Source organism: Clostridioides sp. ES-S-0010-02 (assembly GCA_020641055.1).
Classification (GTDB): domain Bacteria; phylum Bacillota; class Clostridia; order Peptostreptococcales; family Peptostreptococcaceae; genus Clostridioides.
On record CP067345.1, the window covers coordinates 366,863 to 382,796 of the forward strand.

Consider the following 15,934-nt stretch of genomic DNA (forward strand, 5'->3'; position numbering starts at 1 on the left):
CAAGGAATAATTGTAAAAATAGATTATATAAAGTAATAGAAAAATCACTTGAATGGCATAATAAGTTATGCTATAATAATGTAGTTGATAATGTAAAAAGAAAGTTAATATAATTAATTTTTTTAAATAAAGAGAAGAGGTGACTATAATGCAAAAGGAAATACAACCAAAATATAATCCAGTTGAAGTGCGTTGTGCTTGTGGGAACACATTTGTTGCTGGTTCAACTAAGGACGAAATAAAAGTTGAAATATGTTCAGAGTGCCATCCATTCTATACAGGAAAACAAAAGAACATAGAAAAAGGTGGAAGAATCGACAAATTCAAAAAAAGATTCAAAATGGACTAATTTTTATAAAAGTGGAGTTGGAGGAAGCCAACTCCTATTTTATTACAAAAAAAGGTTCATATTCTACTTTAAATTGTCTTTTTGTATTATAATAATAAATATGTTAAATTAAGTATTTAAAATGCAATTGAATGAGGTGAGTGGATGGGAAAGCAATCTGTAGGTGGTCAAGCTGTTATTGAAGGCGTAATGATGCAATCAAAAGATAAAAGAGCTGTAGCTGTTAGAAAAAGTGACGGAGAAATAGCCTTAAAAGAAGATAGAATAAAAAGTTGGGTAAGAGATAAGAATATAGACAAGATACCTTTTATTAGAGGTTCTTTTGTTATGATAGATACAATGATTCAAGGAATAAAGAGCTTGAACTTTTCTTCAGAGTTTTTTATGGAAGAAGCTGAAGAGGACAAATTTGACTTATTTATGAAGAAGATTTTTAAAGATAAGGCAAATGATATACTTATAGTATTTTCCTTGGTTATAGCCATGATACTTTCAGCTGGTTTATTTATTTTTATACCTACACTAGTAGGAGGGGCTTTTTCTAAGGTAATACCTAGTGATTTTATGCTCAATTTAATAGAAGGTATTATAAGGATAGTTATATTATTTGCATATATAGTATTGATTTCTAGAAGTAAGGATATAGAAAGAGTATTTCAATATCATGGCGCAGAGCATAAATCCATATATTGTTATGAAAATAATTTGGAACTTACAGTAGAAAACGCTAGAAAATTTAAAAGACTTCACCCTAGATGTGGTACAAATTTTTTGTTTATAGTTATGGCTGTATCAATAATACTATTTGCATTTTTTGGTTGGCCAAATCCAATACTTAGGATATTTATGAGAATCATATGCGTTCCTATAGTAGCAGGATTATCTTATGAAGTAATTAGAATTCTTGGAAAATACGACAATGGATTTACTAAGATTATTGCATATCCAGGTATGATGTTGCAATACTTTACGACTAAAGAGCCTGATGATGAGCAGTTAGAAGTAGCTTTAGAAGCATTAAAGGCAGTAGTAGATTAAAGAAAAGGGTATTTATTATGACGATAAAAGATATAATTATTAAATATTCAGAGGAATTTAAAGGTATAAGTGATACTCCAAGACTAGATACAGAATTATTGTTACAAAAAGCATTAGGTGACGTTGATAGATTGTATATTCACTTAAATCTAAGTAAAGAATTAACTGAAGAACAGAAAACAGAATTTATAGGTTTTGCAGAAGAAAGAATAAATGGAAGACCAATAGCATATATAGTTGAAAATAGGGAGTTTATGGGACTAGATTTCTTTGTTAAGGAAGGAGTATTAATCCCAAGACCAGATACAGAAACTTTGGTAGAAGAAATAATTGAAATATGTAAAGGTAGAAAGAATGTAAGCATACTAGATATAGGTACTGGTTCAGGTGCGATTACAGTTAGCTTAGCAAAATATATTGAAAATTCTAAATTGATGTCTTTTGATATATCAGAAACAGCCTTAGAAATAGGAAAGAAAAATGCTATTATAAATGAAGTTGATGAAAAAATAGAGTACATTAAATCAGATTTATTTACAGTATTGAATAATAGTGATATAAAATTTGATATTATAGTTTCAAATCCACCATATATAAAAAAACAAGACATAGAAACACTACACACACAAGTTAAAGATTATGAGCCATATAATGCACTTGAGGGTGGAGAAGATGGATTGGATTTTTATAGAAAAATAACAGAGCAAGGTAAGAAATATTTAAATCAATGTGGAATATTAGCATATGAAGTTGGTCACAATCAAGCTGAAGATGTAATTAATATTATGAAAAGTAATGGATATAAAAAAATATATACAAAGAAGGATATACAAGGCATTGATAGAGTTGTTATAGGATACAATATATGATATAATCAACAATTGATATGTTACATTTAATCGAGGTGAAAGTATGTTAAAAAAATTAGAGGTATTGGAAGATACATATAAAGACTTAAGTGAAAAAATAGGTGATCCTGATGTAATAAATGATCAAAAAGTTTGGCAAAAGTATATAAAAGAACATGCTGACTTAGAGCCTATTGTTATGAAATACAGAGAGTACAAAAGCGTTTTAGATAGCATAAAGGAATCAAAAGAAATTTTACAAGAAGAGTCAGATGAAGAGTTAAGAGAATTAGCTAAAATGGAACTATCTGAAATGGAAGAAAAAGTAGCTCCAATAGAAGAAGAAATAAAAATACTACTATTACCTAAAGACCCTAATGATGACAAGAACGTTATAGTTGAAATTAGAGGTGGAGCTGGAGGAGATGAAGCAGCTCTATTTGCAGGTGATTTATTTAGAATGTATTCGAGATATGCTGAGAGAAGAAGATGGAAAATAGAATTATTAAGTGCTAGTGATACTGGAGTGGGTGGATATAAAGAAGTATCTTTTATGATAAAAGGTAAAGGAGCTTACTCAAGATTAAAGTATGAATCTGGAGTTCATAGAGTTCAAAGGATACCATCAACTGAATCTGGTGGAAGAATACACACATCAACTTCTACTGTTGCAGTATTACCAGAGGTTGAAGATGTAGAAGTTGACATAAATCCAAATGATTTAAGAATAGACGTTTTCCGTTCTTCAGGTAATGGAGGGCAAAGTGTCAATACTACTGACTCTGCTGTTAGGGTAACACACATACCTACAGGTGAAGTAGTATCTTGTCAAGATGGAAAATCACAATTAAAAAATAAAGAGCAAGCTTTAAAAATATTAAAAGCGAGACTTTACGATAAAGCATTGGCAGAACAACACAAAGATATAGCAGCAGAAAGAAAAAGCCAAGTCGGAACTGGTGACAGATCAGAAAGAATAAGAACATATAATTTCCCTCAAGGTAGAATAAGTGACCATAGAATAAATTTAACTTTATATAAGCTAGATGCATTCTTAGATGGGGATATAGATGAAATGATAGACGCTTTAATTACTGTTGACCAAACAGAAAAAATGACTGCAATATAAGGAATGTTTTAAAAGAGCTGTTTCTTTCTAGAAATTATTTTCTATTTTGAAACAGCTATTTTGCATTTTAGGTCATGTTATCATATTCTACTGTATATAATTGTTATATACAAGTACAGGAGGGTTATATGATACTAAAAGTAACAATAATTGGACTTTTGGCAGGTGTTATAGGGACAGGATTAGGAGGAGTTATATCAGCTATCTTCAAAAGAGAAGTTGATAAATACCTAAATTTCTTTATGGGATTGTCTGGCGGAATAATGTTGGCTGTAGTAGTATTTGATTTGATGAAAGAATCCATGGATAAAATGGGAGTAATCAATACAGTTATATTTACATTTGTTGGAGCTCTCATAACTATGTACATAAAAACAAGATTGGATGTATCTGGAAGTATGGCATCTGGATATCTTATATTCATAAGTATATTACTACATAATTTACCAGAAGGATTGGCTATTGGTTCTTCTTTTATGTCAACAGAAAGCTTAGGTATCACTCTTGCTATAGTAATAGGTCTACATAACATACCAGAAGGATTAGCTATGGCATTGGGTCTGATATGTAATAAAATGAGGATGAGTAAAGTTATTTTATTTACAATAATAGCTGGATTGCCTATGGGTCTAGGAAGTTTTTTAGGTGTTTATTTTGGAGGAGTGTTTACTTCTCTTATAGGTGTATTTCTTGCTACAGCAGGAGGTACAATGATGTATGTTGTATTGGAAGAAATTTTTCCGCATTCAAAAAGTGTGTATTGTATAGTTGGTTTTTTGTTAGGTACAATAATTGTAAACTATATCTAAAATTAAAATGAAAGCAGGCATACGAAAGATGAAGACTATTATAAGTAATATTGATATAAATAATATTGATTATGAGGAAATAAAAATACAAGCAAAACTTCTTAGAGAAGGTAAGACGGTTATTTTTCCAACTGAGACAGTATATGGATTAGGTGCAAATGCATTAGATGAAAATGCAGTAAAGAAGATTTATGAAGCTAAAGGTAGACCTAGTGATAATCCACTTATAGTCCATATTTATGAAAAAGAAGAAGTTTATGATTTAGCTAAAGATATAAGTGATAAAGCTAAACTTGTTATGGAAAAACTTTGGCCAGGGCCTATAACCATAATACTAAATAAAAAAGATATAATTCCATATAGAACTAGTGGAGGACTTGATACAGTTGCAATAAGAATGCCTTCTCATATTATTGCCAGGGCAATAATAAAAGAAGCAGGCATACCTATTGCAGCTCCTTCTGCAAATATATCAGGGAGACCATCCCCAACAAAAGCGAAACATGTATATGAAGAAATGAATGGAAGAGTTGATGGAATAGTTTTAGGAGGAGATAGTAACTTTGGACTAGAATCAACTGTATTAGACCTTACAGAAGAGATTCCTATGATATTAAGACCTGGAAGTATAACTAAAGAAGTCTTAGAAGAAATTCTTGGTGAAGTAAGTCTTGACCCATCATTAAGTAAAAAGAAGATAATCAAAAAGCCAAGGCTCCAGGAATGAAATATAAACATTATTCACCAAATGCAGACGTATATATTATATCTGGCAAAAGGGAGAATGTAGCAACAAAGATTAATGATATGATAAAATCTAATAAAGAAAAAGGTCTAAAAACAGGTGTAATGTGCATTAGTAGAAATAAAGAGTTTTATAATGGAGAAGTAATAGATTTGGGGAGTACTCTTGAGGAAGTAGCAAGTAATTTGTTTGATGCTCTCATAGAAATGGATAAAAAAGGTATGGATGTTATATATTCTGAGGAATTTCCTAAGAGCGGTGTCGGACAAGCAATTATGAATAGATTACTTAAGTCAGCAGGATATAAAGTAATAAAAGCTTAAAAAGGAGTTGTGAAATATGAATATACTTATTGTATGTACAGGAAATACTTGTAGAAGTCCTATGGCTGAAGTTATATTAAAGAAAGCTATTGAGGAGTCTGGAAAAAATATTGAAGAATATTGCATATCCTCAGCAGGTATATCTACAGCAAATGGTATGGATGCTTCTAATAATTCTATAGAAGCTTTAAAAGAGCTTGGAATAGATTTATCAAATCATAAAAGTAGAGTAATTACTAAGGATTTATTAGATAAATCAGATATCATACTAACAATGACTAAATCTCATAAAGAAATTTTAGTCCAAGCAGTTCCAAAATGCAAAGAAAAAGTGTATACTTTTAAAGGGTTCGCAAATCAGGATGAGTCAGATATATCTGACCCATTTGGTGGAAGCTTGGATACTTATAGAGATACTATGAAAGAAATAATATATTCTGTCAACCAAATAGTAAAAAATATATAAAACGGAGGATAAAGAAATGAAAATAGGATTAGGCTGTGACCATGGAGGATATAATTTAAAAAAAGAAATAATAAACTATTTAGAAGGAAAAGGGATTGAATGTGTAGATTATGGAACTAAGAATGCTACAGATTCTGTTGATTATCCTGCGTATGGAGAAATAGTTGCAAATGCAGTTATAGATAAAGATGTAGATTATGGAATATTATGCTGTGGTACAGGGATAGGAATATCTTTAGCTGCCAATAAAGTTCCTGGAATAAGATGTGCAGTTGTATCAGATGTATTTTCTGCAAAAATGTCAAAAGCACACAATGATGCAAATATGTTGTCATTAGGTGAAAGAGTTTTAGGTAAAGGTTTAGCACTTGAAATAGTTGAGGCTTGGATTAGTACAGATTTTGAAGGTGATAGACATGCTAGAAGAGTAAATATGATTAAATCAATAGAAGAAAAACACAATAAATAATAAAAATTACAGTTTTATCAGGAGGAATTATCAAAATGAGCAAAGTGGTAGAGACAAACCATCCATTAATACAACATAAACTAACTTTAATGAGAGATAAAAATACTGGTTCTAAAGATTTCAGAGAACTTTTAACTGAAATTGCAATGCTAATGGGATACGAAATAACAAAAGATATACCATTAAAAGATGTAGAAATAGAGACTCCTATTCAAAAAACATCATCTAAAGTTGTTGCAGGTAAAAAACTAGCTATAATTCCAATTTTAAGAGCAGGGCTTGGAATGGTAGATGGTTTAGTAAGTTTAATGCCTGCAGCAAAAGTTGGTCATGTAGGATTATATAGAGACCCAGAAACATTAAAACCAGTTGAATATTATTGTAAACTTCCTCAAGACATAGGAGAAAGAGATATAATAGTAGTTGACCCTATGCTTGCTACAGGAGGTTCTGCTGTTGCAGCAATAGATTTACTTAAATCTAAAGGAGCTAAAAGTATAAAATTAGCTAATTTAGTAGCTGCACCTGAAGGAATACAAGAAGTACAAAAATATCATGATGATGTTGATATATATGTTGCATCAATTGATGAGAAATTAAATGAACATGGATATATAATTCCTGGTCTTGGTGATGCAGGAGACAGATTATTTGGAACTAAATAAAAATTAATAACTATAAATATTTATTGGGAACTTTCTTATATAGTAAAAATTATTTAATATAAGGAGGTTCCTTTTTATATGTATTTTCTCATAATAAGAATTCTTGAATTGATAAATTTCTCGAATTGAGAATAAAAAGCTTTTACCAATTAATAAAGAATGGCTATTTTACTTGAGTTTACAAATTATGAGCAATTTTAAATATGGCATGTTAGTTGCTTACGATTAAATTGATATATATTAATTGAGTTTAAATTAAAATATTAATGATATTATTGGGAGTGATAATACATGAAAAAATGTATAGTAGTAAGAGGAGCTGGAGATTTAGCAACAGCAGTTATACATAAGTTACACAATAGTGGTTTTAAAGTGGTTGCATTAGAAATAGAAGAGCCTTTAGCAATAAGAAGACAGGTCTCTTTTTGTGAGGCTGTATATGAAAAGGAAGTTACTATTGAAGGTATAAAGTGTAAACTTTGTAAAAATAAAGACGAAATCGAAAAAACGTTATCTCAAGATAAAGTAGCACTTATTGTAGACCCAAAAGGAGAAAAACTATCTGAGATAAATCCAGTTGTTTTGATTGATGGAATATTAGCCAAAAAAAATTTGGGTACAACTAAGGATATGGCTCCACTTACAATAGCTTTAGGACCTGGATTTTGTGCAGGAGAAGATGTTGATGTGGTCATAGAGACAATGAGAGGTCATAATCTAGGAAGAATAATAACCAGTGGTAGAGCTGAAAAAAATACAGGAATACCAGGTGCAATAAAAGGGATTTCTAAAGAAAGAGTAATACACTCAGAACATAGCGGAATAATGGAAAATGTATGTAAGATAGGCGATATAGTTGAAAAGGGTGATTTACTTTGTTATATTAATGATTATGGACAAAAATATGAAGTTAGAGCAACAATATCTGGAGTTCTTAGAGGATTACTAAAAGAGGGAGCAAAAGTAAATAAAAATTTAAAAATATTAGACATAGACCCTAGAAAAGAGGAAGTTAAGAATGCTTTTACCATATCAGATAAAGCTAGATGTATAGCTGGAGGGGTTTTAGAAGCCATATTAAAAAATGGAATCTATCCAATAAATTAATTTATGATAAATAAGACTATTAATATTTCATTAAGGTGATATAATAAATTTAATAGATTAAGGAGAGCATATAAAGGGTATTTAAAATTTAAATGGTAAAAATGCTCTTTTTTTATTGGACATTCAATTGACATGTGTATATAATATAAAAATAAGTATTTATTTAGGAAGAAATCTAATAAATATATATGAGACCAGTACATAAACAAAGAGGAGAAAAGTAAATTATGAGACCATCATGGGATGAATACTTTATGGAAATTGCAGAAGTGGTAAAAAAGCGTTCAACTTGTATTAGGAGACAAGTAGGAGCTGTTATTGTAAGAGATAAACAAATTCTAACAACTGGATATAATGGTTCCCCAAGAAATCTTGAACATTGTGAAAATATTGGGTGCAAAAGACAGGAACTAAATATTCCTTCAGGAGAAAGACATGAACTGTGTAGGGCATTGCATGCTGAGCAAAATGCTATAATACAGGCTGCCCATAATGGTATTAGTGTAGCTGGAGCAACTTTATATGTTACTACAAGACCTTGTGTTTTGTGTGCAAAAATGTGCATAAATGCAGGGATATTGAAAATTGTTTATGAAGGCGATTATCCAGATGATATGTCTACAGAATTGTTAGAAGAAGCAGGAATAGAACTTATAAAATTCTAGTAGATAAATTTTTAGTGAATAATTTTAGAATGACAATAAACGATAAAATTTGACACTGAAATACATGCTCATGAAATGATTAAAAGAAAGTGTTTGAAAAATAATCAGATTAGTAGTAAGATATATTTTATAATTAAATAAATTTATGATATAGATTAATTACATGTTATTTATTTTGTAATAATGAGGGATACTATTTATGAGTAAAAAAAATACACATATGGAAATTGCAAAGCTGTTTAGTTTAATAAGTCAAATAGGATTGATGATTGTAATATCAATATTAGGATGTACTTTCTTAGGAAAATTTTTAGATAGTAAATTAAATACAAGTCCAGTTCTAACAATAATATTTTTACTGTTAGGGGTTGGAGGTGCTTTTAGTGGTGTTTATAAAACTCTGATAGTATATACACGAAGGAAGTGATATATTGGATATAAAATTACTTAACCAAGTAAGGTCAGTAACAAAGGGTATAGTAATATTTGATGTAATTTTAATTGTGCTAATGTTGATAACATCAACATTAAGTAAGCCAGTATTTTTAGGACTTATATTTGGCTCTATAATAGCTATGTTAAATTTTAGATTATTAGCAATCTCACTAGAAAAAACAGTGTCATTGCCAGCTGGAAAAGCACAAGCTTATGCATCAGCACAATATACCATTAGGCTATTTATAATGGCAGTTGTTCTATTTGCTTCAGCTAAGGTTCCACATTTAAATATAATCGGAACAGCACTAGGATTATTGAGTACAAAGTTTGTCATATTATCAAAAAACTTTATAAATAAATTAAAGAGGAAGGAGGCGTAAGTATGAGTCAAGCGCATTATTATCTCATAGGAAACTTTAAAATTAGTGAAACAATACTAGTGAGTTGGGGAATAATGGCCTTTTTAGCGATAGCATCTTATTTTTTAACTAGAAATTTGAAAAAAGTTCCAACCAGTAAAGTTCAAATATTTTTGGAATTTGCAATAGGTGGTCTTGCTAAAATGGTTACAAATGTTATGGGTAAAAACACAGTAAAAAGAATGCCATATATGATACCATACATAGGAAGTTTGTTTTTATTTTTCGCGTGCTCAAATTTAAGCCCATTACTTGGATTAAGATCACCAACAACCGACCTAGATACAACTGCTGCATGGGCAATGATTACATTTTTTATGATTTATTTTGCAGGAGTTAAATTTAAAGGAGTATCATACTTTAAAGAATTGGCTCAACCACTTGCCATAATGTTACCAATTAACATTATAGGTGAGTTAGCTAGACCAATATCATTAAGTTTCCGTCCATTTGGAAATATCTTAGGTGGAACAATTATAATGGGTCTATTTTATCAACTTTTAGGTTTTATATCTAGTCTAATACCAGGATTATCAATACCAATTGGACAGATACTAATACCAGTACCATTACACTTGTACTTCGATTTATTTGCAGGATTGTTACAAGCATATATATTTATAATGTTAACAATGGTGTTTATATCAAGTGCAGGGGAATTAGATTAAGAAATCAACTTATATTAAGATAAAAAATAAAAAACAATTTAAATTTTTAAATTTTAAGGAGGAAATAATTATGGAAACAGCAATAGTAGCGGCAGCATCAGCAATAGGAGCAGGAATAGCAGTTGCAACAGGTATAGGTGCAGGAATTGGTCAAGGTGTAGCAGCAGGTAAGGCAGCAGAAGCAGTAGGAAATCAACCAGAAGCTAAAGGTGATATAACTTCAACTTTATTACTAGGTGTTGCTATAGCAGAGTCTTCAGCAATATATGGCTTGGTTGTATCAATAATACTTCTATTCGTAAATCCATTCTTCAAATACTTAGGAATGTAGATTTAGTCCTTAAATATTTTGAGATAGGTTTTATAGATAAATCATCTCAAACTTATAATCATGAGATGAATTTTATCATCTCGTGATTATAAGTAGTTATGATTTATGGAAAGGAGGATAATTATGGAGAAAGCACTAGTAGGTATAACATGGGAATTTGTATTCCAAATTGTTAATACTTTTATAATATTTTTACTTCTAAGAAAGCTTTTATTTAAGCCAGTTTTAAATATAATCCAATCAAGAGAAAATGATATTAAAAATGACTTAGCAGAAGGCGAAAAAGCAAAAAACGAAGGATTGGCACTAAAAAAAGAATATGAGTCAAAAATCAATTTTGCTAAAGACGAAGGTCAAGAAATCATAAAACAAGCAACTATAAGAGCAGAGAAAAAATCAGATGACATAATAAGTACTGCAAAACAAGATGCTCTTAATATAAAAGATAAAGCAAGCAAAGATATAGAACAAGAAAAACAAAAGGTTATGAATGAAATTAAGAGTGATATATCAAATATAGCACTACTTGCAGCATCTAAAGTTATTGAAAAAGATTTAGATAAATCTAAACATGAAGAATTGATAGAAAACTTTATAAAAGAGGTAGGGGAGGCTAAATGATAAACGTAGTAGCAAATAGATATGCCGAAGCCCTGTTTCAATTAGGAGAAGAAGAAAATTCAACTGATATATTATTTAAAGAATTAGAAAAAGTAGTAGATATGATGACTAAAGTTAGCAAAGATTTCTACAAAGTTTTAAAATCACCATTAGTTTCAAAATCAGAAAAGAAAAACTTGGTAGAAATCATTTTTGATAAGGAAGTAAGCTCTAACATAAAAAATTTCTTAAAAGTTTTGGTAGATAAAGATAGAATAGCGTTTTTGGAAGACATAGAGTTAGCTTATAAAGACTTATTAAATAAGAAAAATAATATAATTGATGGTGTCGCAATAAGTGCGATTCCAATGAGTGAAACAGATATTAAAGAACTTGAAGTTAAACTTTCAAACAAATACAACAAAAATGTTACTATAGAAAATGTAGTTGACAAGACTATACTAGGGGGAGTTCTAGTTAGACTTGGAAATGAGCAGATAGATGGCACTGTAAAAACTCGTCTAGATAAGATGAAAGAAAAGCTATCTGAAGTAATATCTTAAGAATGGCGGTGAACCCATGAACTTAAAACCTGAAGAAATAAGTTCTATAATTAAACAGCAAATAAAGAATTATGAGAATAAAGTTGAATTGACAGATACAGGTAGTGTTTTAACCGTTGGGGATGGTATAGCTAGTGTATATGGATTAGAAAAAGCTATGTCTGGTGAGTTACTAGAGTTCCCAGGTGAAGTATATGGTATGGCACTTAACTTAGAAGAAGAAGTAGTTGGAGCTGTTATACTTGGAGATGACAGTGGAATAAAAGAAGGCGATATAGTTAAGAGAACTGGAAGAATAGTTGAAGTTCCAGTTGGAGAAGCCTTAATAGGTAGAGTTGTAAATTCTCTAGGTCAGCCAATAGATGGAAAAGGACCTATAGCTTGTACAAAAACTAGACCAGTTGAATCTGAAGCACCTGGTATAATAGATAGAAGATCTGTTTATGAGCCATTACAAACAGGTATAAAATCAATAGATTCAATGATACCAATTGGTAGAGGTCAGAGAGAGTTAATAATAGGTGACAGACAAACTGGTAAAACATCTATAGTTGTCGACACTATATTAAATCAAAAAGGAAAAGATGTTATCTGTATATATGTAGCAATTGGGCAAAAACGTTCTACTATAGCTCAATTAGTTAGCTCATTAGAAAAAGGTGGAGCTTTAGACTATACAATAGTAGTTTCAGCAACAGCATCTGAATCAGCGCCACTTCAATATATAGCACCATACGCTGGAGCAGCTATGGGTGAAGAATTTATGTACAATGGAAAACATGTGCTTATAGTATATGATGATTTAAGTAAACAAGCCGTTGCATATAGAGAAATGTCATTATTACTTAGAAGACCACCAGGACGTGAGGCATATCCTGGAGATGTATTCTACTTACATTCAAGATTACTTGAAAGAGCAGCTAAGTTATCTGATGAATTAGGAGGAGGCTCAATGACTGCCTTACCTATAATAGAAACTCAAGCTGGAGACGTTTCTGCGTATATACCAACAAATGTTATATCTATAACAGACGGTCAAATATACTTACAACCAGAATTATTCTATTCAGGTGTAAGACCAGCAGTTGACCCTGGTATATCAGTATCGAGGGTTGGTGGTTCTGCGCAAATTAAGGCAATGAAAAAAGTTGCAGGTACATTGAAACTTGCATATTCACAATATAGAGAGCTTGCAGCATTCTCACAATTTGGTTCTGACTTAGATGAAGATACTAAAAAGAGACTTGCTCAAGGTGAAAGAATCGTTGAGATATTAAAACAAGGTGAGCATCAACCAATAAAAGTTGAAAATCAAGTTATGATAATATACGCTGTTATAAATAATCACTTGGAAGATATTCCAATAGATAATATAGCTAGATTTGAATCAGAATTGTATGCATTTGTAGATAATAATTATCCAGAAATATCAAGAAAAATATTAGATGGAGAAGACTTCACTCATGATTTAACAGATGCAATAAATGAATTTAAAGAAAAGTTTGTTGTTGAAGTATAATCCTTTTTAAAAAAGGAGGTAAATTAATTGGCAGGAGCTGGAATTAAAGCGATTAAAACACGTATGGGGAGTGTTGAAAGTACAAAACAAATAACTAAAGCAATGGAACTTGTTGCATCTTCTAAGCTTAGAAAAGCAAAAGAAAAAGCTGAAGATTCAAGAGAATACTTTAATACTTTGTACGATACAGTAAAAGATATTGCCCAAACAACACGTGGAGTTAGAAATGAATTTTTAAAAGTAAGAGAAGTAAAAAATAAATGCTATATAGTGGTAGCTGGAGATAGAGGTCTTGCAGGTGGATACAATTCCAATGTATTAAAGGAATCTGTATCTCACATGGAAGGAAAAAAAGAAACAGTTATCACAGTAGGAAAGAAGGCACACGAGTTTTTTTCTAAGAGAAATTACAATATAGCAAAAGATATAAATAGTGTTGAAGCTTGTGGATATGAAGAAGCGATAGAAATTTCACAAACTGTTATTGACCTGTATAAAAAAGGTGAAGTAGATGAAGTTTATATAGCTTATACAAAGTTTAAATCAGCGTTATTACAAGAAGTTGAAGTTTTAAAATTGCTTCCATTGGTGTTTGAAAAAGATACAGATGACCATGGAATTGTAATAAAAGAAGAAAAACAAAATAAATCGAAAGTACAATATATACCATCAGCAGAAGCAGTCTTAAGTTATATTGTGCCTCAGTTTGTATCAGGTACAATATATGGTGGGATTTTAGAATCTTTTGCATCAGAGCAAGGAGCTAGAAGAACTGCGATGGAATCAGCCACAGATAATGCGAATGAAATGCTATCTAATTTAGAGTTAAGTTATAACAGAGCAAGACAGTCAGCTGTAACTCAAGAAATAACAGAGATAGTTGGTGGAGTTGAAGCTCTAAAATAGGGAGGTTAGGAAATGGCAAATGTAGGTGAAATAGTACAGATTGTAGGAGCTGTACTAGATGTTAAGTTTGATAATGAACAAAGCCTACCTAACTTATTAAATGCGTTAGTAATAAAGTTAGGAGATAAAGAAATAGTTGCAGAAGTTGCTCAACATATAGGTGATGATACAGTAAGATGTATCTCTATGAGTGCAACAGATGGACTTGTAAGAGGTATGGAAGTTGTAGATACAGGAGGACCAATAAGTGTTCCTGTTGGAGATGAAACTTTAGGTAGAATATTCAATGTTCTTGGAAAACCAGTTGATGGAAAACCAGCTCCAAAGTCTGCGCCTAAGTTACCTATACATAGACCAGCACCAGCATATGACGAACTAGAAACTACAGCTGAAATACTAGAAACAGGTATTAAGGTAGTTGATTTGCTGGCACCATATCTGAAAGGTGGAAAAATAGGTCTATTTGGAGGAGCAGGAGTAGGAAAAACAGTTTTAATACAAGAACTTATAAACAATATTGCTAAGCAACATGGTGGTATTTCTGTATTCTCAGGAGTAGGAGAAAGAACAAGAGAAGGTAATGACCTTTATGGAGAAATGAGTGAGTCTGGAGTTATAAATAAGACAGCTCTAGTATTTGGTCAGATGAACGAGCCACCTGGAGCAAGAATGAGAGTTGCTTTAACTGGACTTACAATGGCAGAACATTTTAGAGATGAGCAAGGACAAGACGTCTTACTTTTCGTTGATAATATATTCCGTTTCACACAAGCTGGTTCAGAAGTTTCAGCACTTCTAGGACGTATGCCATCAGCTGTTGGTTACCAACCAACATTAGCTACTGAAATGGGTGCACTTCAAGAGAGGATAACGTCAACTAAGAAAGGTTCAATAACATCTGTTCAAGCAGTATATGTACCAGCAGATGACTTAACTGACCCAGCACCAGCTACAACATTCTCTCACTTAGATGCAAAAACAGTTTTATCTAGACAAATATCATCACTTGGTATATATCCAGCGGTTGACCCTCTTGAATCTACATCAAGAATTCTTGACCCTAGTATAGTAGGAAAAGAACATTATGAAGTAGCCAGAGGAGTTCAATCAATACTTCAAAGATATAAAGAACTACAAGATATAATTGCCATACTTGGTATGGATGAATTGTCTGATGAAGATAAGTTAATAGTTGCACGTGCTAGAAAAATACAAAGATTCTTATCTCAATCGTTTACAGTTGCAGAGCAATTTACAGGAAATCCAGGTCAATATGTTCCTGTTAAAGAAACTGTAAGAGGATTCAAAGAGATACTTGAAGGTAAACATGATGACTTACCAGAGTCAGCATTCCTGTTTGTAGGTACAATAGAAGATGCTGTTAAAAAAGCGAAGGGAAGTATGTAGTCATGGCTAGTGAATTTTCATTGAAAGTTGTAACTCCAAATGATACATTTTATGATGGAGAAGTTGAAATGATAGTAGTTAGAACTACAAAGGGAGACAAAGGGGTATTGAAAGGTCATATACCATTTGTTTCAGGCATACCTGTAGGGACTTTGAAGATAAAAAAAGATGGAAATTTTAAAGAAGCAAAAATATCAGAAGGATTTGTTAATGTAGATCAAAATAAAACCGTTATATTGACAGAATCTGCTGAATGGATTTAATAACTTAATATAAAACATGAAAAGTCATTTTTACTAAAAATATTTTTGGTCAAAGTGACTTTTTTATGTTTTGGTGTTAATAAAATAATAACAAATAGAGTGTAAAGTATGCAGAAAATGTACTGATAATAAATTCACAAAATGTTTGAATTTACTGCAAAATTATGTTGTAATTAATAAGATAAAGAAAGTTTAGATAGATTATAT

20 protein-coding genes and 1 pseudogene are annotated in these 15,934 nt (G+C 31.1%); all 21 read left to right on the forward strand.

Annotated features, from left to right (window positions below):
• The first annotated feature begins 148 nt into the window (after positions 1 to 148).
• The 21 genes and pseudogenes from rpmE to atpC all read left to right on the forward strand — a co-directional run bounded on the left by rpmE (position 149) and on the right by atpC (position 15,727).
• Entirely contained in the window at positions 149 to 349 is a 201-nt protein-coding gene (gene rpmE / locus JJC01_02150; GenBank protein ID UDN58696.1) for a 50S ribosomal protein L31, read from the forward strand.
• Positions 350 to 493: 144 nt separating this feature from the next.
• Positions 494 to 1,387 carry a DUF1385 domain-containing protein gene (locus JJC01_02155; GenBank protein UDN58697.1) on the forward strand — a complete coding sequence of 298 codons (894 nt, stop codon included), beginning with the start codon at positions 494 to 496 and terminating at the stop codon, positions 1,385 to 1,387.
• 17 nt (positions 1,388 to 1,404) lie between these two features.
• Positions 1,405 to 2,256 (forward strand): peptide chain release factor N(5)-glutamine methyltransferase, encoded by an 852-nt coding sequence (gene prmC, locus JJC01_02160; GenBank protein ID UDN58698.1) that lies wholly within the window; start codon positions 1,405 to 1,407, stop codon positions 2,254 to 2,256.
• A 43-nt stretch (positions 2,257 to 2,299) separates the two neighbouring features.
• Positions 2,300 to 3,364 (forward strand): peptide chain release factor 1, encoded by a 1,065-nt coding sequence (gene prfA / locus JJC01_02165; protein ID UDN58699.1) that lies wholly within the window; start codon positions 2,300 to 2,302, stop codon positions 3,362 to 3,364.
• Between the two features lie 128 nt (positions 3,365 to 3,492).
• A complete protein-coding gene (locus tag JJC01_02170; GenBank protein ID UDN58700.1) occupies positions 3,493 to 4,173 on the forward strand; it encodes a ZIP family metal transporter in 681 nt (226 codons plus the stop codon).
• Positions 4,174 to 4,201: 28 nt separating this feature from the next.
• Positions 4,202 to 5,241, forward strand: a pseudogene (locus JJC01_02175) (threonylcarbamoyl-AMP synthase).
• A 16-nt stretch (positions 5,242 to 5,257) separates the two neighbouring features.
• On the forward strand, positions 5,258 to 5,707 hold the full coding sequence (locus JJC01_02180; GenBank protein ID UDN58701.1) for a low molecular weight protein arginine phosphatase: 450 nt from the start codon (positions 5,258 to 5,260) through the stop codon (positions 5,705 to 5,707).
• Positions 5,708 to 5,723: 16 nt separating this feature from the next.
• Positions 5,724 to 6,176, forward strand: coding sequence for a ribose 5-phosphate isomerase B (rpiB, locus tag JJC01_02185; GenBank protein UDN58702.1), 453 nt, complete (start codon positions 5,724 to 5,726; stop codon positions 6,174 to 6,176).
• 35 nt (positions 6,177 to 6,211) lie between these two features.
• Positions 6,212 to 6,841, forward strand: a complete 630-nt coding sequence (gene upp / locus JJC01_02190; GenBank protein UDN58703.1) for a uracil phosphoribosyltransferase — start codon at positions 6,212 to 6,214, stop codon at positions 6,839 to 6,841.
• Positions 6,842 to 7,132: 291 nt separating this feature from the next.
• Entirely contained in the window at positions 7,133 to 7,948 is an 816-nt protein-coding gene (locus JJC01_02195; protein UDN58704.1) for an EF2563 family selenium-dependent molybdenum hydroxylase system protein, read from the forward strand.
• Positions 7,949 to 8,175: 227 nt separating this feature from the next.
• Positions 8,176 to 8,613 carry a cytidine/deoxycytidylate deaminase family protein gene (locus JJC01_02200; GenBank protein ID UDN58705.1) on the forward strand — a complete coding sequence of 146 codons (438 nt, stop codon included), beginning with the start codon at positions 8,176 to 8,178 and terminating at the stop codon, positions 8,611 to 8,613.
• Between the two features lie 199 nt (positions 8,614 to 8,812).
• A complete protein-coding gene (locus JJC01_02205; GenBank protein UDN58706.1) occupies positions 8,813 to 9,040 on the forward strand; it encodes an AtpZ/AtpI family protein in 228 nt (75 codons plus the stop codon).
• 4 nt (positions 9,041 to 9,044) lie between these two features.
• Positions 9,045 to 9,431, forward strand: coding sequence for an ATP synthase subunit I (locus JJC01_02210; GenBank protein ID UDN58707.1), 387 nt, complete (start codon positions 9,045 to 9,047; stop codon positions 9,429 to 9,431).
• 2 nt (positions 9,432 to 9,433) lie between these two features.
• Positions 9,434 to 10,138 (forward strand): F0F1 ATP synthase subunit A, encoded by a 705-nt coding sequence (locus JJC01_02215; protein ID UDN58708.1) that lies wholly within the window; start codon positions 9,434 to 9,436, stop codon positions 10,136 to 10,138.
• A gap of 70 nt (positions 10,139 to 10,208) precedes the next feature.
• A complete protein-coding gene (gene atpE / locus JJC01_02220) occupies positions 10,209 to 10,469 on the forward strand; it encodes an ATP synthase F0 subunit C (protein UDN58709.1) in 261 nt (86 codons plus the stop codon).
• A gap of 123 nt (positions 10,470 to 10,592) precedes the next feature.
• Positions 10,593 to 11,090 carry a F0F1 ATP synthase subunit B gene (gene atpF, locus JJC01_02225; GenBank protein ID UDN58710.1) on the forward strand — a complete coding sequence of 166 codons (498 nt, stop codon included), beginning with the start codon at positions 10,593 to 10,595 and terminating at the stop codon, positions 11,088 to 11,090.
• Positions 11,087 to 11,632 (forward strand): F0F1 ATP synthase subunit delta, encoded by a 546-nt coding sequence (locus tag JJC01_02230; GenBank protein ID UDN58711.1) that lies wholly within the window; start codon positions 11,087 to 11,089, stop codon positions 11,630 to 11,632. The genes atpF and JJC01_02230 overlap by 4 nt, the downstream gene beginning before the upstream one ends.
• Positions 11,633 to 11,648: 16 nt before the next feature.
• Positions 11,649 to 13,151, forward strand: a complete 1,503-nt coding sequence (locus JJC01_02235) for a F0F1 ATP synthase subunit alpha (GenBank protein UDN58712.1) — start codon at positions 11,649 to 11,651, stop codon at positions 13,149 to 13,151.
• Between the two features lie 27 nt (positions 13,152 to 13,178).
• Positions 13,179 to 14,057, forward strand: a complete 879-nt coding sequence (gene atpG / locus JJC01_02240) for an ATP synthase F1 subunit gamma (GenBank protein ID UDN58713.1) — start codon at positions 13,179 to 13,181, stop codon at positions 14,055 to 14,057.
• A gap of 12 nt (positions 14,058 to 14,069) precedes the next feature.
• A complete protein-coding gene (gene atpD, locus JJC01_02245) occupies positions 14,070 to 15,464 on the forward strand; it encodes a F0F1 ATP synthase subunit beta (GenBank protein UDN58714.1) in 1,395 nt (464 codons plus the stop codon).
• 2 nt (positions 15,465 to 15,466) lie between these two features.
• Positions 15,467 to 15,727 (forward strand): ATP synthase F1 subunit epsilon, encoded by a 261-nt coding sequence (gene atpC / locus JJC01_02250; GenBank protein ID UDN58715.1) that lies wholly within the window; start codon positions 15,467 to 15,469, stop codon positions 15,725 to 15,727.
• Positions 15,728 to 15,934: the final 207 nt, after the last annotated feature.